The sequence below is a fragment of the Variovorax sp. EBFNA2 genome (genome assembly GCF_033802765.1).
GTDB classification, from domain to species: domain Bacteria; phylum Pseudomonadota; class Gammaproteobacteria; order Burkholderiales; family Burkholderiaceae_C; genus Variovorax; species Variovorax paradoxus_H.
The window spans coordinates 362,810-380,783 of record NZ_CP138496.1 but is presented as its reverse complement, the minus strand read 5'-3'; the positions used below and the strand labels follow the sequence as shown (position 1 = coordinate 380,783).

Below are 17,974 nucleotides of genomic sequence, written 5' to 3'. Positions count from 1 at the left end.
GCGGGGGAGGGAGAAATTCACGAGAGCGCCGCGCATGCCGCTGCAATCCGCGCACACGCCTCTTCCAGCTGCGCCATCGACGTCGCATACGAGATGCGGAAATACGGCGCAAGCCCGAACACGCTGCCCGGCACCACCGCCACCTCGACCTCCTGCAGCAGGTAGCGGCAGAAGTCGCTGTCGGTCTGCAGCAGCGCGCCGCCGGCGGTGCGCTTGCCGAGCACGCCGGCGCAGCTTGCAAAGGTATAGAAGGCGCCCTCGGGCACGCGGCAATGCAGGCCTGGCGTGCGGTTGAGCGCGGCCACGACGAAGTCGCGGCGCTGTTGAAAGGATGCGCAGCGCTCGGCCACGATGTCCTGCGGCCCGGTGAGCGCCTCGATCGCCGCGGCCTGGCTCACCGACGACGGGCACGAGGTCGACTGGCTCTGCACCACGGCCATCGCCGCGATCAACGCGCGCGGCCCGGCGCCGTAGCCCACGCGCCAGCCCGTCATCGCATAGGCCTTCGACACGCCGTTCACCGTGAGCGTGCGATCTCTCAGCCTTGGCTCGACGGCCACCGGCGTCGCGAACGCGAGGCCGTCGTAGAGGATGTGTTCGTAGATGTCGTCCGCCAGCACCCACACGCCCGGGTGCTCAAGCAGCACGTCGGTGATCGGCTTCAGCTGCGCGGCGCTGTAGGCCGCGCCGCTCGGGTTCGACGGCGAGTTCAAAAAGAGCCAGCGCGTGCGCGGCGTGATGGCCGCCTGCAGCTGCGCCGCCGTCAGCCGAAAGCCGTTCTCCTCGCCGCACGCCACCGACACCGGCACGCCGCCGCAGATCTGCACGATGTCCGCGTACGAGGTCCAGTACGGCGCGGGCAGGATCACTTCGTCGCCCGGGTTCAGGCTCGCCATCAGCGCGTTGAAGATCACCTGCTTGGCGCCCGCGCTCACGCTGATCTCGTCGAGCGCAAAGTCCAGCGCGTTGTCGCGCTTGAACTTCAGCTGCACGGCCGCCTTCATCGCCGGGCTGCCGTCGAGCACCGTGTAGCGCGTGTCGCCGCGCGCAATCGCCTGCGAGGCCGCGTGACGGATGTTCTCGGGCGTGTCGAAGTCGGGCTCGCCCGCCCCCAGCACGATCACCGGGCGGCCGGCGCGCTTGAGCGCCTGCGCGTGGTCGGTGATACGCAGGATCTCCGAGACGTGGATGGCGCGCACGCGTTGCGCCGGCGAGAACACGGCGGCGTCGGTCACTTGGCGTAGGCTTCCAGCGGCTTGTCGTTGGGTTCGAGCATCAGCTGCTTGAGCACGGGGCTCATCGGGAGGTTGAGGCTGGTGTTCTTCGGGGGAATCGCGGCCACGAACCACTTGGTGTAGAGCTTCTCGAGCTCGCCGCTCTTCATGAGCTTGCGCAGTGCGCCGTCCACCGCGGCCTTGAAGGCCGGGTCGTCCTTGCGGAACAGCAGCGCGATCGGCTCCGACCCCAGCGCCTCGCCCGTGATGCGATACGCCGCGGGGATCTTCGAGTTCGCGATGATGCCGGCGAGCAGGTTGTCGTCGAGCACGAAGGCGTCGGCGCGGCCCGACTCCATCAGCAGGAAGCTCTCCAGGTGGTCCTTGCCGAGCAAGGTGTTGTACGAGACGTTCTGCGCACGCTCGCGCTTGCGCAGCAGCTGCACGGCGGTGGTGCCGCTCGACGCCGACACGTTGCGGCCCGCGAGCTGGTCGAGCGTGGTGATGCCCGAGTCGACCCGCGACGCCATGCGCACCTCGCTCACATACGTGGTGAGCGCGAAGGCCACCTGCTGCTGGCGCGCGGTGTTGTTGGTGGTCGGGCCGCAGCCGATGTCGAGCGTGCCGTTCTGCATCAGCGCGATGGTGTTCTGCGCGGTCACGGCCATGTACTCGAGCCTGGCGTCGGGCGCGATGTCTTTCAGCACGCGCTCGCAGAGTTCGACGTGGTAGCCCACGTACTTGTCGCCCGCGCCCAGCATGTAGGCCATGGGCGGCGACGCCTCGCGCACGCCGAGCACGACCTTGCCGCTGGCCTTGATCTTGTCGAGCGTGCCGCCGGTCGGGGCCTGCTGCGCGGTGGCTGTGGTGCCGAAGGCGAGCGCGAGCAGCGCGGCGGTGGCGAGGGTCTTCAGTTGCATCTTCATCTTTTCTGTCTCCTGGTGGTTTTCTTTGGGGGGATGCGCGCGACCACTGCCCTGCCGCTGCAGCGAGGTGCTGCGCGGCGAGAACAACAGGCCGGGGTGGGTCAGTCGCCGATATCGAAGGTCACGCCCTGGGCAAGAGGCAATGCCGTCGAATAGTTGATGGTGTTGGTCGCGCGGCGCATGTAGGCCTTCCAGCTGTCCGAGCCCGCTTCGCGCCCGCCGCCGGTTTCCTTCTCGCCGCCGAAGGCGCCGCCGATCTCGGCACCGCTCGGGCCGATGTTGACGTTGGCGATGCCGCAGTCCGAACCCGCGCTGGACATGAAGCGCTCGGCCTCGCGCACGTTGAGCGTGAAGATCGACGACGACAGGCCCGCGCCCACTGCGTTGTGCCATTCGATCGCCTCGTCGAGCGAGCTGTAGCGCACCACGTAGAGGATGGGCGCGAAGGTCTCGCGCAGCACCGGGCCGTCGTGCGACTTCAGTTCGACCAGCGCGGGGCGCACGTAGCAGGCGTCGGGCGTGCCGATGCCGTCGACGCGCTGGCCGCCGTGCACCGCCGCGCCGATCTCGCGGCTTTCGTTCAGGGCCTTCTGCATGCCGTCGAAGGCGGCGCGATCGATCAGCGGACCGACCAGCGTGCCGGCCTCGCGCGGATCGCCCACCTGCACGTTGCCGTAGACCTTCACGAGCTGGGGCACCAGCTGGTCGTACACGCTGTCGTGCACGAACAGGCGCCGCAGCGTGGTGCAGCGCTGGCCGGCCGTGCCCATGGCCGCGAACGCGATGCCGCGCAGCGTGAGATCGAGGTCGGCCGAAGGCGTGACGATGGCGGCGTTGTTGCCACCGAGTTCGAGGATCGCGCGGGCGAAGCGCGCAGCGAGCTTGGGCCCGACCTGGCGACCCATCGCGGTGGAGCCTGTGGCCGAGAGGATCGGCACGCGGTGGTCGTCCACCAGCACCTCGCCGATGTCGCGCTGGCCCAGCAGGAGGCCCAGCAGCCCTTCGGGCGCGTCGCCGAAGCGGGCGATGGCGCGCTGCGCGATGGCATGCACGGCCAGTGCCGTGAGCGGTGTTTTTTCCGAAGGCTTCCACACCACCGAGTCGCCGCACACCAGCGCGAGCGCCGCGTTCCACGACCACACGGCCACGGGAAAGTTGAAGGCCGAGATCACGCCGCACACGCCCAGCGGATGCCAGGTTTCCATCATCCGGTGCTCGGCGCGCTCGGTGGCCAGCGTGAGGCCGTAGAGCTGGCGCGAGAGGCCGACCGCGAAGTCGCAGATGTCGATCATTTCCTGCACCTCGCCCGCGCCTTCGGACGGAATCTTGCCGGCCTCCAACGTGACGAGGCGGCCCAGGTCGGCCTTGGCGGCGCGCAGTTCTTCGCCCAGCAAACGCACCAGCTCGCCGCGACGCGGCGCCGGCACCAGGCGCCAGGCCTTGAAGGCCTCGTGCGCGCGGCCGATGGCGCCGGTGGCTTCGACGGCCGTGGTCTGCGGCACCTGCGCGATCACCTCGCCGCTGACCGGCGAGCGCACCGTCAACTCGCCGCCGGTGTGGGCCGAGCGCGGCACGCCCAGGCGCTGCAGCAGTTGCTCGACTTCGGCGGGAACGCTGTCGGGGATCTGGGCTTCAGGCATGGGCGCTCCAGGGGAAGAGAGGCAGAACAAATGGAAGGGCGAACCCGGCCAATATGTGCGAAACCCGCGCCGTTGGCTAATGAAAAATTGGAAGGACTTGGTGCGTTTGGCGAATGAACTCCGGGCCAGCACCTTCGTTCAACGCACCATTCAAGACCGTCCGGGAGCCCCTGCGGGCCACCCGCACAATCGGACCGTGCCCCGAACCTTGCCCGATTCATCGCCGCCGCAGCCCTACTGGCTCTACCTGCTCGAATGCGAGGGCGGCGTGTACTACGCGGGCATCGCCCTCGATGTGGAGCAGCGCTTCTTCCAGCATGTCTTCGGACTCGGGGCCAAGTTCACGCGGGCGCGTCCGCCGCAGCGCGTGCTGGCGGCGCGCCAGTACCCCGACAGGGGTGCCGCGCTGCGGGCGGAGATCGCGCTCAAGGCGCTGCCTCGCGCACGCAAGCTGGCGTTCTTCGACCGGTAGGCGCTCTGCTGACGGGCCCGCCCGCGCCGCGCCGCTGAGGCCGGCTCAGCGGTGGCGGTTGTCTTCGAGGATCCAGCCCGCCGCCTTTTCCGCCATCATCAGCGTGGGGCTGTTGGTGTTGCCGCTCGTGATGGTGGGCATCGCGCCCGCATCGACCACGCGCAGGCCATGCACGCCGCGCACGCGCAGGCGCGCGTCGAGCACCGCCATCGGGTCGCCGTCGGCGCCCATCTTGGTGGTGCCGACCGGATGGAAGATGGTGGTGGCGATGTCGCCGGCCAGCCGCGCGAGGTCTTCGTCGGTCTGGTACTGCACGCCGGGCTTCCACTCTTGCGGCTTGTACTTCGCGAGCGCGGGCTGCTGCGCGATGCGGCGCGTCACGCGCAGCGAATCGGCCGCGACCTTGCGGTCTTCCTCGGTGCTCAGGTAGTTGGGCGCGATGGCGGGCGCGTCTTCGAAGCGCGCGCTCTTGATGCGCACCGAGCCCCGGCTCGTCGGGTTCAGGTTGCACACGCTCGCGGTGAAGGCAGGGAAGCTGTGCAGCGGCTCGCCGAAGGCGTCGAGCGACAGCGGCTGCACGTGGTACTGGATGTTGGGCCACTCGCGGTCGGGCGAGCTGCGCGTGAACGCGCCGAGTTGCGACGGCGCCATGCTCATCGGGCCGCTGCGCTTCATCAAATACTCGAGGCCGATCTTCGCCTTGCCCGCCATCGACGAGGCCAGCACATTGAGCGTGGGCGCGCCCTCGATCTTGTAGACCGCGCGGATCTGCAGGTGGTCCTGCAGGTTGGCGCCGACGCCGGGCGCGTCGACCGCCACGTCGATGCCGTGCTGGCGCAGCAGATCGGCCGGGCCGACGCCCGACAGCTGCAGGATCTGCGGCGAGCCGATGGCGCCCGCGCTCAGGATCACTTCGCACTCGGCGTGCGCGGTGGTCATCTCGGTGCCGTCCCACACCTGCGCGCCGGTGCAGCGTTGGGTGCCGTCGGGCAGCGTCTCGAACAGCAGGCGCGACACCTGCGCGCCGGTCCACAGCTCGAAGTTGGGGCGGCCGTAGCAGGTGGGCCGCAGGAAGGCCTTGGCGGTGTTCCAGCGCCAGCCGTTCTTCTGGTTGACCTGGAAGTAGCCCACGCCTTCGTTGCTGCCGCGGTTGAAGTCGGTGGTGTGCGGCACGCCGGCCTGCACGGCCGCGTCGGCAAAGGCGTCGAGGATGTCCCAGCGCAGCCGTTGCTTCTCGACACGCCACTCGCCACCCGCGCCGTGCATCTCGTCGGCGCCGAGGTAGAAGTCTTCGTGCTTGCGAAAGGCCGGCAGCACGTTCTCCCAGCGCCAGCCTTCGTCGCCCGTGAGGGAGGCCCACTGCTCGTAGTCGCGCGACTGGCCGCGCATGTAGATCATGCCGTTGATGCTCGAGCAGCCGCCCAGCGTCTTGCCGCGCGGATAGCGCAGCGTGCGGCCGTTGAGGCCCGCGTCGGGCTCGGTGTTGTAGAGCCAGTCGGTGCGCGGGTTGCCGATGCAGTAGAGGTAACCCACCGGAATGTGAATCCAGTGGTAGTCGTCCTTGCGGCCGGCCTCGATGAGCAGCACGCGCCTGGTCTTGTCGGCGCTCAGGCGGTTGGCGATGAGCGAGCCCGCGGTGCCGGCGCCGATGATGATGTAGTCGAAGGTGGTGTCGCTCAACGGTGTCTCCAATCTGATTGTTCTTTTTGGGGGTGCGCGACGTCTCTGCGCACCAGTGCCTTGCCAGCGCTCCCGCGGAACCGGCTTTGCCGGGCCGCCGGGAGCGCCCCCTTGAGGGGGGATGCGAGCGACACGAAGTGCGCGAGAGTCGGGGGTGGGATTATTTGGCCGTCGGCATCACGAATTCCGCGCCCTTGCCGATGCTCTCCGGCCAGCGCTGCATGATCGACTTCTGCTTCGTATAGAAGCGCACGCCCTCTTCACCGTACGCGTGCATGTCGCCGAACAGGCTCTTCTTCCAGCCGCCGAAGCCGTGCCAGGCCATCGGCACCGGGATCGGCACGTTGATGCCGACCATGCCGACCTGGATGCGGCGGCCGAACTCGCGGGCCACGTTGCCGTCGCGCGTGAAGCAGCTCACGCCGTTGCCGAACTCGTGCGCGTTGATGAGGTCGACGGCTTCCTTGAAGGTCGCGACGCGCAGGCAGCCCAGCACGGGGCCGAAGATCTCTTCCTTGTAGATGCGCATCTCGGGCGTGACGTGGTCGAACAGCGTGCCGCCCATCCAGAAGCCATCGCCACAGCCTTCGCCGGCGACGTTGCCGTCGAACTTGCGGCCATCGACCAGCAGCTTCGCGCCTTCCTTCTCGCCCAGGTCGATGTAGCCGGTGATGCGTTCATGCGCGGCGCGCGTGACGATCGGGCCCATCTCGGCCGCGAGGTTGGTGCCGTTGAGCACCTTCAGCGTCTTCGTGCGCTCGATGAGCTTGGGCAGCAGCCGGTCGGCCACGTCGCCCACGAGCACCGCAACGCTGATCGCCATGCAGCGCTCGCCGGCCGAGCCGTAGCCGGCGCCGATGAGGGCGTCGACCGCCTGGTCGATGTCGGCGTCGGGCATGACGACCATGTGGTTCTTCGCGCCGCCCAGGGCCTGCACGCGCTTGCCGTGATGGGCGCCGGTTTCGTAGATGTAGTTGGCAATGGGCGTGGAGCCCACGAAGCTGATCGCCTTGACGTCGGGGTGCTCCAGCAGCGCATCGACCGCCACCTTGTCGCCCTGCACCACGTTGAACACGCCGTCGGGCAGGCCGGCCTTCTTGAGCAGCTCGGCCATGAAGAGCGACGCGCTCGGATCGGTCGGGCTGGGCTTGAGCACGAAGGTGTTGCCCGCGGCAATGGCCACCGGGAACATCCACATCGGCACCATCACCGGGAAGTTGAAGGGCGTGATGCCCGCGACCACGCCCAGCGGCTGGCGCAGCGTCCAGTTGTCGATGCCGGTGCTCACCTGGTCGGTGAAGTCGCCCTTGAGCAGCTGCGGAATGCCGCACGCGAACTCGACGATGTCGATGCCGCGGCTCACTTCGCCCTGCGCGTCGGTGAAGACCTTGCCGTGCTCGGCGGTGATGAGGTGGGCGAGCTCGTCCTTGTGCTGGTTGAGCAGCTCCAGGAACTTGAACATCACGCGGGCCCGGCGAATGGGCGGCGTGTCGGCCCAGGCCGGGAACGCGGCCTGCGCGGCGGCCACGGCGGCCGACACCTGCGCGGCGTCGGCGAGGCCGACCTTGCCGGTGACGGCGCCGGTGGCGGGGTTGGTCACGTCCTGCGTGCGGCCGGAGGTGTTGGCGGCGGGGGCGCCGGCGATGTGGTGGTCGATATTTCGGGTGCTGATGGACATGTTCGGGTCTCCTGAAGGCAATTTGGCCCGCTCCACGCAGAGAAAGCCAATGAATTCGCGTCGATGGCGCTATAAATCAGTCTTATATGACTGCGCCATCGATGGACCTCCAGATTCTGCGCGCCTTCGTCCTGGCGGCGCGCGAGGGCAACGTCTCGCGCGCCGCCGAAAAGCTGCACCTCACGCAGCCCGCGGTGAGCCTGCAGCTCAAGCGCTTCGCCGAAGAAACGGGGCTGGCGCTGTTCACGCGCACGCCGCACGGGCTGGCGCTCACGGCCGACGGCGCGGCGATGCTGCCGCAGGCCGAGCGCGTGCTGGCGGCCGTGGGCGATCTGCAGCAGGCCGCGCGCAACCTGCAGGTCACGGTGCGCGGGGCGTTGCGCATCGGCACCATCCTCGACCCCGAGTTCACGCGGCTGGGCGTGTTCCTGCGCGAACTGGTCGAGGCCGCGCCGCAGATCGAGACCGAGCTGCGCCACGGCATGAGCGGCAGCGTGCTGGCGCAGGTGCTGCGCGGCGAGCTCGACGTGGGCTTTCACCTCGACCCCGGCGACGAGTCCGACGATGCGGCCCCGGCGCCGCTGGCGGTGCGCACGCTCACCCGCTTCAGCTACCGCGTGGTCGCCCCAGCCGGCTGGGGCCCGCAGGTGCTCGGGCGCGACTGGAAGGCGCTGGCCGCCCTGCCCTGGCTGGCCACGCCGCCCGAATCGGCGCACCACCGGCTGCTGGAGCGCGTGTTCGGCCCGCTCGGCCTGGCGCCCCGGCGCGTGGCGCTGGTCGACCAGGAGGCCTCGATGCTCGACCTGCTGAAGTCGGGCGTGGGCCTGAGCCTGGTGCGCGACTCGATCGCGATCCGCGAAAGCCAGGCCCACGGCCTCGTGCTGGCCGACCGCGTGCGGCTCGATTGCGCGCTGCGTTTCGTCTCTCTGGCCGCGCGCCGCGACGAGCCCGTGATCGCCAGCGCATGGAACGCGCTGGCCCGGGCCTGGAGCTGAAGGCTTCCTGAAAAAACGGCGTCTGGCCCTACGCAAACGAAGGGCCGGACGCACACAAGCCCCGGATGCACGCGGTTACGATGCGCCGTCTCACCTGCATCCTTTGTTAACAAACCGCCTCACTCGCACGCCCATGGTTTCCACCCCGTCGTCTGCCGACCTGCCCGCCATCGACGACGCCTCTGCGCCGCCGCGCGCGCGCACGCACGATGCCGACGGCCGCAGCTGGGCCGTGGCCAGCGGTTGCTGGACCACGCTGGCGATGTCGACGCGCCCAGCCTGGGAGGCGGTGGCCAAGGACCTCGCGGCGCTGCCGCCCACCGACGACCGCGCCTGGGACCTGCGCCCCATCGGCCAGCTCGACCACATCGGCGCCCAGCTGCTGTGGGACCACTGGCGCCACGACTGGCCGGCCACGCTCGAACTGACGCCGCAGCACCAGGCGGTGCTCGACCAGGTGGCGAAGTTCACGGTCGCCACGCCCGACGAGCCCCCGAAATCGCTGAGCGACCGGTTGCGCGAACTCGCCCACCATGGCCCGCGCGCGATGGTGGTGCTGCGCGACTTCGTGGGCCTCATCGGCCAGCTCGCGCTCGACCTGTGCACGCTGGCGCGCGCGCCGCACCGCGCGCCATGGCGCGACTTCTCGGGCCACCTCTATCAGTTCGGCGCCACGGCGCTGCACATCACGGCGCTGGTCGGCCTGCTCATCGGCGTGGTGCTGGCCTACCTGATCTCGCAGCAGCTGCGCAACTACGGCGCCGAGACCTTCGTGGTGAACATCCTCGGGCTGTCGCTGATCCGCGAGCTGGGGCCGGTGCTGGCCGCCGTGCTCATTGCAGGCCGTTCGGGTTCGGCGATCACAGCGCAGATCGGCGTGATGCGCGTCACCGAAGAACTCGACGCCATGCGCGTGATGGGCATCCCGCACGGCTTCCGCCTCGTGATGCCGCGCGTGCTGGCGCTGGCCATTGCGATGCCGCTGATCAGCCTGTGGACGTCCATGGCGGCGCTGGCCGGCGGCATGCTCGCGGCCGATGCGGCGCTCGGCATTTCGCCGGCGTACTTCCTGTCGGCCCTGCCGCGCGCGGTGCCCATTGCCAACCTCTGGCTGGCCCTGGCCAAGTCGGCGGTGTTCGGCGTGCTGATCGCGCTGATCGGCTGCTACTTCGGCATGAAGGTCAAGCCCAACACCGAGAGCCTGGGGCGCGGCACCACGTCGTCGGTCGTGACCTCGATCACCGCGGTGATCCTGGTCGATGCGCTCTTCGCAGTGCTCTTCAAGGGCATAGGATTCCGCGGATGAACGCCGCCACGACATCCCCGCCCGGCACCGTGGTCGACATCCGCAAGCTCTGGACCGTGTTCAAGAGCCCCGACGGCGAGCAGGTGGTGCACCGCGACCTCGACCTGCACCTCGACCGCGGCGAGGTGCTGTCGCTGGTCGGCGGCTCGGGCACCGGCAAGACGGTGCTGCTGCGGCAGATTCTCGGGCTGCAGAAACCCACGAAGGGCACGGTCGAGGTGCTGGGCCGGGCGCCGGGTGAACTCAGCGCGGCCGGCGCGGCCAACGTGGGCATGCTGTTCCAGCACGGCGCGCTGTTCTCGGCCTTCAGCGTGCTGGAGAACATCGCCTTTCCGCTGCGCGAACTCAAGCTGCTGCCCGACGAGCTGATCCGCCATGCCGCGCTCGTGAAGCTGCAGATGGTGGGGCTGGAGCCGCAGCATGCGAACAAGAGCCCGTCAGACCTGTCGGGCGGCATGATCAAGCGCGTGGCGCTGGCGCGCGCGCTCATCATGGACCCGCCGCTGCTGCTGCTCGACGAGCCCACGGCCGGCCTCGACCCCGAGGCCTCCGACAGTTTCTGCGACCTGCTGCGCGGCCTGCACCGCGAGCTGGGCCTGACGGTCGTGATGGTCACGCACGACCTGGACACCCTGTTCGACCTGAGCACCCGCATCGCGGTGCTGGCCGACCAGAAGGTGATCGTGAGCGGCACGGCGCGCGAAGTCATCGCCTATCCGCATCCGTTCATCCACGAATACTTTCTCGGCGGGCGCGGCCAGCGCGCCCTGGAGGCGCTGCACGACAAGCCCGCCGCCGGCACACAACCATCCGCGCCGCGGCCCGAGGCCGCGCGCGCTGAAGAAAGGTAGGTCCCCATGGAAAACAAGGCCCACGCCCTCGCCGCCGGCGCCTTCGTGCTCGGCCTGATCGCCGCGCTCGTCGCGCTGGTGGTCTGGTTCACGCGCGACAACACCGTGCGCAACGTGTACGAACTCTCCACCCGCGACGCCGTGAGCGGCCTGCAGCCGCAGGCCCAGGTGCGCTACCGCGGCATCTCGGTCGGCAAGGTGACCTCGATCGACTTCGACCCCAAGACCAAAGGCAACGTGCGCGTGCGCATCACGGTCGACGAGCGCGTGCCGCTCACCACGTCGAGCTTTGCCACGCTGAGCTACCAGGGCGTGACCGGCCTGGCCTTCATCGCGCTGGACGACGAAGGCGAATCGACCGTCGCGCTCAAGCCGAACAACGACAACCCGCCGCGCATTCCGCTCAAGCCCTCGATGCTCGCGAAGCTGCAGGACCGCGGCGAGGAAATCATCGACCAGGTCGAAGAAGTGACCAAGCGCGCCAACGCGCTGCTGGCCGATGCCAACCAGAAGCGCGTGGCCGACGCGCTGGAGAACATCGCGGCCGCCTCGGCCAGCGCCAACACGCTGCTCAAGCAGCTCGACAATACCGTGAAGACCGGCCTGAACCCGACGCTCGCCGCCATGCCCGAGACGCTGTCGACGGTGAAGAAAGCGGCCGGCGACGTCTCGCGCGTGGCCAACAACTTCAACACCACCGTGGGCAAACTCAACGCGCCCGACGGCCCGGTCGAACGCCTGAGCGACGGCACCAAGGCGCTGGCGCAGGCGGTCGATTCGTTCAACGCCGCCACCCTGCCGCGCGTGAACCGCGTGGCCGACGACACCGCGCACGCGGTGCGCCGCCTGGGCCGCGCGGCCGACAGCATCAACGACAACCCGCAATCGCTGCTGTTCGGCAACGGCGGCGCGGTCGCGGGCCCGGGCGAGCCCGGCTTCGTTGCGCCCGCCGCACGCCGTTGACCGGGAGCCCACACCATGCGCATGAAGACCACCACCCTCCACGCCCTCGCCAGCCTCGGCTGTGCCCTGTTGCTCGCCGGCTGCGGCGCGCTGCCCGACAAGCCGGCGCGCGCCACGCTGTACGACTTCGGCCCCGGCCTTTCGGCCCCTGCGCCTGCCGCTGCCGCCGTGCCGACGACCGCACTGCCTGCGCTGTCCCTTGCCGAGTTCGACAGCAACACGCGCCTGGACGGCACGCAGATCCTGTACCGCATGGGCTATGCCGACGCCAACGAACTGCGCCCCTACGGCCAGTCGCGCTGGAGCCTGCCGCCCGCGCAGTTGCTGCGCCAGCGGCTGCGCGACACGCTGGCCGAGCGCCGCACCGTGCTCGGCCCCGAAGAAAGCGCGACGCTCGCGCGCACCGAGGGCATCGTGCCCGACACGCTGCGCATCTCGCTCGACGAGTTCAGCCACTACTTCGATGCGCCGGCCAGCAGCACGGGTCTCGTGCGCCTGCGCGCCACGCTGGTCCGCAGCGCCACCGGCGGCGACCGCGTGATGGGCCAGCGGACCTTCACGGTGCGCCGCCCCGCCGCCAGCGCCGACGCGCCCGGCGGCGTGAAGGCGCTCATCGCGGCGAGCGACGCGGCCATGGCCGAAGTCGTGCAATGGGTCGACCAGCTGCAGCAGCAACAACCGCCGCAGCCGCGTGCGGCACCGGCGCGGCGCTGAGCGACCGCCGTTTTTTATTTCTGTTCTTGCCAACCACCTCGAGGAGACCCGCCCCATGAACGCAACGCGCATCGTCGGCATCCTGCTGATCGTCGCCGGCATCGCCGGGCTCGGCATCGGCGGTTTCAGCTTCACCAAGGAAACCCACCAGGCCAAGCTGGGCCCGCTGGAGTTCTCGGTGAAGGAAAAACAGAACGTCAACATCCCGTCCTGGGCCGGCGTGGCGGCGATCGTGGTGGGCGGCGCGCTGGTGCTGCTGGGTGGCAAGAAGGGCTGAACGCTCGCCGACCACGGCCATGGCCGACGCCTTCGTGCCGCTCGAAGGCGGCTGCACCTGCCGGCAGGTGCGCTACCGCCTGAACGCGCCACCGCTCTTCGTGCACTGCTGCCACTGCCGCTGGTGCCAGCGCGAGACGGGATCGTCTTTTGCGCTCAATGCGCTGATCGAACCGGAACACGTGCAGGTGCTGCAGGGCACGGTCGATCGCGTGCTCACGCCGTCGGCCAGCGGACGCGGACAGACGTACGCGCGCTGCCCCACCTGCCACGTCGCGCTGTGGAGCCACTACGCAGGCGCCGGCGACGCCGTGAGCTTCATCCGCGTGGGCACGCTCGACACGCCCGACATGTTGCCGCCGGACCTGCACATCTTCACGATGTCCAAGCAGTCGTGGGTGGTGCTCCCGCCCGCCGCGCCCGCCGTGCCTGAGTACTACGACCGCAAGGATCACTGGCCCGCCGAGAGCCTCGCGCGCTGGCGCGTGCTGCGCGAGAAGCTGCGGGCCGGCTGACGGCTCAGTCGCCGACCATGCCGGCCAGCAAGCGCGGCAACAGGTCTTCCGACGCCCCCCGCAACACCACCGCCGCCGCATCGTCCAGATGCGGCAACGGTTCGATGTTCAGCGTCACCAACCGCGCACCGCGCGCCATCGCGAGCTTGGGCAACTCGGCCGCCGGGTAGACGATGGTGGTGCTGCCGACCACCAGGAACAGGTCGGACTCCTGCGCCGCCACTTGCGCATCGAGCAGCACGCCGGCGTTCAGCATCTCGCCGAACATGACGACGTCGGGCCGCGCGTGCGAGCCGCAACGCAGGCAGCGGTGGAACGGCCACGGGCCGCTGCGGTTGCCGCAGTGGTCGCAGCGCCAGCGGCGCAGCGAGCCGTGCAGTTCGAGCACATCCTGTCCGCCGGCCTTGCCGAGCAGGCCGTCGACGTTCTGCGTGATGAGCCGGGTCGCAGGGCGCAGGCGCTGCAGTTGCGCGAGCGCGAGGTGGCCGGGGTTGGGCGACGCGGTCTCGATCAGCGACAGGCGCTGGGCCCAGAACCTGGTGAAGCCGCCCGGGTCGCGCGCGAGGTCGTCGGCATGCGAGAACTTGAGCGCGTTCTGGCTCATCCAGAGGCCGTCGGCGTCGCGGTAGGTCGGGATGCCCGAGGCCTTGGACAGCCCCGCGCCCGAGAAGACCACGATGCGCCGCGCGCCGCGCAGCAGCGCCACGGTGCGGTCGATGCGCAGCGCGAGATCGTCGGAGTCGGAAGAAGAAGGCGTGGAAGACAAGGCGGAAGAAAACAGGGTCATCGATCGGAGACAGAGGGAACCACGGCGCCGACCCCGCCCTGGTTGTTGCTCGCGCCCAGGCGCTGCGACACCGTGCCCGCGCAGGCCTTGAGCGCGCGCGCGATCTCGCCGTCCCAGGCGGTGTGGAAGATGCCGGCCGGGCCGATGGCGGTCACGGCCAGCACGATGGCGCCGGTGTGGTCGAACACGGGCGCGGCCATGGCGCTCACGCCCTCGATCACCTCGCCGTCGGAGCGGCTGATGCCGTGGTCGCGCACTTCCTGGCACTGGCGCGCGAAGTCGCTCCACGAGGGCAGCGGCTGCACCGGCGGCATGCCGGCCGGCGGCGCGGGCTCGGCGGCGCCCTTGCGCTGCTTCTGGCGCTGGCGCTCGTCCTCGAGCTGCGCGCGCACCACGGCCGGGTCGAGGTAGGCGGCAAACACGCGGCCCGAGGCCGTGTTGGTGAGCGAGAACACGGTGCCGTGGCGCATGTTCACGTGCACCGGCGAGGGCGACTCGGCCGTGCGCACGATGGTCGCGCCGCGCGCGCCCCACACAGCCAGCGCCACCGTGTGGCCGATCTGCTGCGCGAGCTGGCCGATCAGCGCCGTGGCGATGTGCACCGGGTCGGCCTGCTGCAGGCTGATCAGCCCCAGTTGCAAGGCCAGCGGGCCGAGCAGATAGTGGCCGCTGGCGCGGTCCTGCTCGATGAGGCCCAGCCGGCCGAAGCTCACCATGTACGGGTGGGCCTTGGCGGCCGTCATGTCCGCCTCGCGGGCAAGGTCTTTGAGCGCCATCGGGCGGCCGTGGTGCACCAGCGCGCGCAGCAGCTGCCCGCCGACTTCGATGCTCTGGATGCCGCGCTGGGCGCGGTCGGTGTCAACAGTCGCCATGGCCGCCTTGCCGTCTGGTTGTTCGTTCATGAAGAAGGCATTAGACATGAACTGATCTCGGGCTTACACTGCGCGCATTCGTCATCTGCAAACTCGTTCGCCTTAAACGAATAAGGTGAATCCAAAAACCACCCACCGGAGACACACGATGAGCCAAGCCAAGAAGTTCGCCAGCCAGGCCGACCTGGAAGAAAAGAAGATCACCTTCAGCCAGATCTCGGAGCACGCCTGGGCCTACACGGCCGAGGGCGACCCGAACACCGGCATCATCATTGGCGACGACTGCGTGCTGGTGGCCGACACCCAGGCCACGCCCGCCATGGCCGCCGACGTGGTGCGCCGCATCCGCGAAGTGACCGACAAGCCCATCAAGTACGTGGTGCTCACGCACTACCACGCGGTGCGCGTGCTGGGCGCGGCCGGCTACGGCGCCGAACACATCCTGGCCAGCCAGGACACGCGCGACCTGATCGTCGAGCGCGGCGAGGAAGACAAGGCCAGCGAAATCGGCCGCTTCCCACGCCTGTTCCAGAACGTCGAGACCGTGCCCCCGGGCCTGACCTGGCCCACCATGACCTTCACCGGCAAGATGACGCTGTGGCTGGGCAAGCTCGAAGTGCAGCTGCTGCAGCTGGGCCGCGGCCACACCAAGGGCGACACGGTCGTCTGGCTGCCGCAGGAGCGCGCGCTGCTGTCGGGCGACCTGGTCGAGTTCGGCGCCACGCCGTACGCCGGCGACGCCTACTTCCAGGACTGGCCGCAAACGCTGGACAATCTCGCCGCCCTGAAGCCCCTGGCCCTGGTGCCGGGCCGCGGCGCCGCACTGACCACGCCCGAAGACGTGGCCAAGGGCCTGCAGGAAACGCGTGCCTTCATCGCCGACGTGTACGCCAGTGTGCAGGACGGCGTGAAGGCCGGCCGCGACCTGAACGCGGTCTACAAGGAGACCTACGAGAAGCTCAAGCCCAAGTACAGCCAGTGGGTGATCTTCGACCACTGCATGCCGTTCGACGTGAGCCGTGCGTATGACGAAGCCTCGGGCCATGCGGACCCGCGCGTGTGGACGGCACAGCGCGACATCGACATGTGGAAGGCGCTCGAAGGCTGATTCCGCATGACTCCCTCCCCCGCTGGGGGAGGGCTGGGGTGGGGGCAGGCAGAGCGCCCGAAGTGAACGCCGCGTGCCCCCATCCCAACCTTCCCCCAGCGGGGGAAGGAGCAATGCAAGACACAAGACACGGAGACAACACGTGATCGACTACCAAAGCCTGCGCTTCGACTACACCCGCCACGCCGACCAGGACGCCGCCGCGCCCGCCCGCCACCCCGTGGTGGTCGTGGGCGCCGGCCCGGTGGGCCTCACGCTCGCCATCGACCTCGCCCTGCGGCAGATTCCCGTGGTGCTGCTCGACAACGACAACAGCCTGTCCAGCGGATCGCGCGCGATCTGCTTCGCCAAGCGCACGCTCGAGGTGTTCGACCGCCTCGGCTGCGGCGACCGCATGGTGGACAAGGGCGTGTCGTGGCACGTCGGCAAGGTGTTCTTCCATGACGAGCAGGTCTACCGCTTCGACCTGCTGCCCGAGCCCGGCCACGAGCGCCCGGCCTTCATCAACCTGCAGCAGTACTACGTCGAGGGCTACCTCGTCGAACGCGCCGCGGCCCTGCCGCTGATCGACCTGCGCTGGAACAACAAGGTGACGGGCATCGAGCAAGGCGAGGATGGCGCAGTGCTCACGGTCGAGACCCCCGAGGGCGAATACCGCCTGCAGGCCGGCTACGTCGCCGCCTGCGACGGCTCGCGCTCCAACCTGCGCCAGATGCTCGGCCAGGAAGCCAAGGGCCGCGTGTTCCGCGACCGCTTCCTCATTGCCGACATCACGATGGACGCGCAGCTGCCCACCGAGCGCCGCTTCTGGTTCGACCCCTCGTTCCACCCCGGCCAGAGCGTGCTGCTGCACAAGCAGGCCGACGGCATGTGGCGCGTCGACTTCCAGCTCGGCTGGGACGCCGACCCGGTGGAAGAACGCAAGCCCGAGCGCATCACGCCGCGTGTGCGCGCGCTGCTCGACAGCATCGGCTTCGAGGGCGTGCAGTTCCAGATCGGCTGGGCCAGCGTCTACACCTTCGCCTGCCAGCGCATGGAGCGCTTCCGCCACGGCCGCGTGCTGTTCGCGGGCGACTCGGCGCACGGCGTGTCGCCCTTCGGCGCGCGCGGCGCCAACTCGGGCGTGCAGGACGCGGACAACCTCGCGTGGAAACTCGCGGCCGTGCTGGCCGGCGACGCGCCCGATGCGCTGCTCGACAGCTACGCGAGCGAGCGCGAGTTCGCGGCCGACGAGAACATCCGCAATTCGACGCGCGCCACCGACTTCATCACGCCCAAGAGCGAGGTGAGCCGGCTGTTCCGCGACGCGGTGCTCGAGCTGACGAAGCGCCACGCCTTCGCGCGCTCGCTGGTCAACAGCGGGCGGTTGTCGGTGGCCACGGTGCTGCGCGACTCGCCGCTCAACACGCCCGATGCCGACTCCTTCGCCGGCGCGATGGTGCCCGGCGCGGCGGCGGCCGATGCGCCCGTGCGGCGCACCGACGGCAGCACCGGCTGGCTGCTGCGCGAATGCCATGTGGCGCGCTTCACCGCGCTGGTGTTCGGCACCGGCGACGCCGCCGAGCGCAGCCTGCAGGCGCTGAACGCCAGCGATCTCGCGCTGCATGTGGTGCGCGTGGACGGCGATGGTGCTGAACTCGCCACGCAGCGCTACGACGCGCAGCCCGGCACCGTCTACCTGCTGCGGCCCGACCAGCACGTGTGCGCGCGCTGGCGGCAGCCCACGGCGGCGAAGCTCCGCGCGGCCCTCGACCACGCACTGGCAAAGGCATGACCCCGATGCAACCACAGCTGATCACCACGCCGAACCTCGACGCGCCCGACGATTTCTACGAGGCGCTCATCGAGGCCCACCAGGGGCTTTCCACCGAAGAAAGCCACGCCTTCAACGCACGGCTCGTGCTCGTGCTGGCCAACCACGTCGGCTCGCTGGCCGTGCTGCGCGAAGCCTTCGACGCGGCGCGCGCCGGCTGACCT

General features: G+C 69.5%; 18 protein-coding genes. 11 read left to right on the top strand and 7 right to left on the bottom strand.

The genetic code is table 11. The features are described 5' to 3' along the window. Positions 1 to 17: 17 nt before the first annotated feature. The 3 genes from RZE79_RS01770 to RZE79_RS01760 form a co-directional block, all read right to left on the bottom strand. Complete coding sequence (locus RZE79_RS01770) at positions 18 to 1,235, bottom strand: pyridoxal phosphate-dependent aminotransferase (RefSeq protein ID WP_319358764.1); 1,218 nt, start codon at positions 1,233 to 1,235, stop codon at positions 18 to 20. Beyond that, complete coding sequence (locus RZE79_RS01765; RefSeq protein ID WP_319358763.1) at positions 1,232 to 2,140, bottom strand: amino acid ABC transporter substrate-binding protein; 909 nt, start codon at positions 2,138 to 2,140, stop codon at positions 1,232 to 1,234. Before RZE79_RS01765 ends, RZE79_RS01770 begins: the two co-directional genes overlap by 4 nt. 101 nt (positions 2,141 to 2,241) lie before the next feature. Continuing rightward, positions 2,242 to 3,780, bottom strand: a complete 1,539-nt coding sequence (locus tag RZE79_RS01760) for an aldehyde dehydrogenase family protein (protein WP_319358761.1) — start codon at positions 3,778 to 3,780, stop codon at positions 2,242 to 2,244. Between the two features lie 196 nt (positions 3,781 to 3,976). Here RZE79_RS01760 and RZE79_RS01755 point away from each other — a divergent pair, with 196 nt between their 5' ends. Beyond that, a complete protein-coding gene (locus tag RZE79_RS01755) occupies positions 3,977 to 4,252 on the top strand; it encodes a GIY-YIG nuclease family protein (RefSeq protein WP_319358760.1) in 276 nt (91 codons plus the stop codon). Positions 4,253 to 4,297: 45 nt separating this feature from the next. On the opposite strand, the gene RZE79_RS01750 is transcribed toward RZE79_RS01755, so the two are convergent. Both RZE79_RS01750 and RZE79_RS01745 read right to left on the bottom strand, forming a co-directional pair. Beyond that, entirely contained in the window at positions 4,298 to 5,932 is a 1,635-nt protein-coding gene (locus tag RZE79_RS01750; RefSeq protein WP_319358758.1) for a GMC family oxidoreductase N-terminal domain-containing protein, read from the bottom strand. 160 nt (positions 5,933 to 6,092) lie between these two features. Then, positions 6,093 to 7,610: a CoA-acylating methylmalonate-semialdehyde dehydrogenase gene (locus RZE79_RS01745; RefSeq protein ID WP_319358756.1), complete on the bottom strand. Its 1,518-nt coding sequence runs from the start codon at positions 7,608 to 7,610 to the stop codon at positions 6,093 to 6,095. An 86-nt stretch (positions 7,611 to 7,696) separates the two neighbouring features. On the opposite strand from RZE79_RS01745, the gene RZE79_RS01740 reads away from it, so the two are divergent. The 7 genes from RZE79_RS01740 (at position 7,697) to RZE79_RS01710 (ending at position 13,230) form a co-directional block, all read left to right on the top strand. Next, a complete protein-coding gene (locus RZE79_RS01740; protein ID WP_319358754.1) occupies positions 7,697 to 8,605 on the top strand; it encodes a LysR family transcriptional regulator in 909 nt (302 codons plus the stop codon). A gap of 133 nt (positions 8,606 to 8,738) precedes the next feature. Next, on the top strand, positions 8,739 to 9,911 hold the full coding sequence (locus RZE79_RS01735) for an ABC transporter permease (protein ID WP_319358752.1): 1,173 nt from the start codon (positions 8,739 to 8,741) through the stop codon (positions 9,909 to 9,911). Next, positions 9,908 to 10,762: an ATP-binding cassette domain-containing protein gene (locus RZE79_RS01730; protein WP_319358750.1), complete on the top strand. Its 855-nt coding sequence runs from the start codon at positions 9,908 to 9,910 to the stop codon at positions 10,760 to 10,762. The genes RZE79_RS01735 and RZE79_RS01730 overlap by 4 nt, the downstream gene beginning before the upstream one ends. A gap of 6 nt (positions 10,763 to 10,768) precedes the next feature. After that, the gene (locus RZE79_RS01725) at positions 10,769 to 11,725 is read left to right on the top strand and encodes an MlaD family protein (protein ID WP_153281110.1); all 957 of its coding nucleotides are present in this window, start codon (positions 10,769 to 10,771) and stop codon (positions 11,723 to 11,725) included. Positions 11,726 to 11,746: 21 nt separating this feature from the next. After that, entirely contained in the window at positions 11,747 to 12,439 is a 693-nt protein-coding gene (locus RZE79_RS01720; protein ID WP_319361062.1) for an ABC-type transport auxiliary lipoprotein family protein, read from the top strand. A 55-nt stretch (positions 12,440 to 12,494) separates the two neighbouring features. Further along, a complete protein-coding gene (locus tag RZE79_RS01715) occupies positions 12,495 to 12,716 on the top strand; it encodes a hypothetical protein (protein ID WP_056583963.1) in 222 nt (73 codons plus the stop codon). 19 nt (positions 12,717 to 12,735) lie between these two features. Further along, complete coding sequence (locus RZE79_RS01710; protein WP_319358747.1) at positions 12,736 to 13,230, top strand: GFA family protein; 495 nt, start codon at positions 12,736 to 12,738, stop codon at positions 13,228 to 13,230. A gap of 4 nt (positions 13,231 to 13,234) precedes the next feature. Here the strand turns inward: RZE79_RS01710 and RZE79_RS01705 are convergent, their stop codons facing one another. Together RZE79_RS01705 and RZE79_RS01700 are read right to left on the bottom strand one after the other, a co-directional pair. Continuing rightward, on the bottom strand, positions 13,235 to 14,017 hold the full coding sequence (locus tag RZE79_RS01705) for a Sir2 family NAD-dependent protein deacetylase (protein WP_319358745.1): 783 nt from the start codon (positions 14,015 to 14,017) through the stop codon (positions 13,235 to 13,237). Then, positions 14,014 to 14,889, bottom strand: coding sequence for an IclR family transcriptional regulator (locus RZE79_RS01700; protein WP_319361061.1), 876 nt, complete (start codon positions 14,887 to 14,889; stop codon positions 14,014 to 14,016). The genes RZE79_RS01705 and RZE79_RS01700 overlap by 4 nt, the downstream gene beginning before the upstream one ends. 148 nt (positions 14,890 to 15,037) lie before the next feature. On the opposite strand from RZE79_RS01700, the gene RZE79_RS01695 reads away from it, so the two are divergent. From RZE79_RS01695 to RZE79_RS01685, 3 genes are all read left to right on the top strand, one after another. Next, on the top strand, positions 15,038 to 15,997 hold the full coding sequence (locus tag RZE79_RS01695) for an MBL fold metallo-hydrolase (protein ID WP_319358743.1): 960 nt from the start codon (positions 15,038 to 15,040) through the stop codon (positions 15,995 to 15,997). 142 nt (positions 15,998 to 16,139) lie between these two features. Continuing rightward, the gene (locus RZE79_RS01690; RefSeq protein ID WP_319358741.1) at positions 16,140 to 17,771 is read left to right on the top strand and encodes an FAD-dependent oxidoreductase; all 1,632 of its coding nucleotides are present in this window, start codon (positions 16,140 to 16,142) and stop codon (positions 17,769 to 17,771) included. Between the two features lie 5 nt (positions 17,772 to 17,776). Further along, the gene (locus tag RZE79_RS01685) at positions 17,777 to 17,971 is read left to right on the top strand and encodes a DUF2783 domain-containing protein (protein ID WP_153285863.1); all 195 of its coding nucleotides are present in this window, start codon (positions 17,777 to 17,779) and stop codon (positions 17,969 to 17,971) included. Positions 17,972 to 17,974: the final 3 nt, after the last annotated feature.

Bases quoted from the DNA above. Each gene is read 5' to 3' on its own strand.
- RZE79_RS01765 (WP_319358763.1), bottom strand. From the start codon at position 2,140: ATGAAGATGCAACTGAAGACCCTCGCCACCGCCGCGCTGCTCGCGCTC.
- RZE79_RS01760 (WP_319358761.1), bottom strand. From the start codon at position 3,780: ATGCCTGAAGCCCAGATCCCCGACAGCGTTCCCGCCGAAGTCGAGCAA.
- RZE79_RS01745 (WP_319358756.1), bottom strand. From the start codon at position 7,610: ATGTCCATCAGCACCCGAAATATCGACCACCACATCGCCGGCGCCCCC.
- RZE79_RS01740 (WP_319358754.1), top strand. From the start codon at position 7,697: ATGACTGCGCCATCGATGGACCTCCAGATTCTGCGCGCCTTCGTCCTG.
- RZE79_RS01735 (WP_319358752.1), top strand. From the start codon at position 8,739: ATGGTTTCCACCCCGTCGTCTGCCGACCTGCCCGCCATCGACGACGCC.
- RZE79_RS01730 (WP_319358750.1), top strand. From the start codon at position 9,908: ATGAACGCCGCCACGACATCCCCGCCCGGCACCGTGGTCGACATCCGC.
- RZE79_RS01725 (WP_153281110.1), top strand. From the start codon at position 10,769: ATGGAAAACAAGGCCCACGCCCTCGCCGCCGGCGCCTTCGTGCTCGGC.
- RZE79_RS01720 (WP_319361062.1), top strand. From the start codon at position 11,747: ATGAAGACCACCACCCTCCACGCCCTCGCCAGCCTCGGCTGTGCCCTG.
- RZE79_RS01715 (WP_056583963.1), top strand. From the start codon at position 12,495: ATGAACGCAACGCGCATCGTCGGCATCCTGCTGATCGTCGCCGGCATC.
- RZE79_RS01710 (WP_319358747.1), top strand. From the start codon at position 12,736: ATGGCCGACGCCTTCGTGCCGCTCGAAGGCGGCTGCACCTGCCGGCAG.
- RZE79_RS01705 (WP_319358745.1), bottom strand. From the start codon at position 14,017: ATGACCCTGTTTTCTTCCGCCTTGTCTTCCACGCCTTCTTCTTCCGAC.
- RZE79_RS01700 (WP_319361061.1), bottom strand. From the start codon at position 14,889: ATGGCGACTGTTGACACCGACCGCGCCCAGCGCGGCATCCAGAGCATC.
- RZE79_RS01695 (WP_319358743.1), top strand. From the start codon at position 15,038: ATGAGCCAAGCCAAGAAGTTCGCCAGCCAGGCCGACCTGGAAGAAAAG.
- RZE79_RS01685 (WP_153285863.1), top strand. From the start codon at position 17,777: ATGCAACCACAGCTGATCACCACGCCGAACCTCGACGCGCCCGACGAT.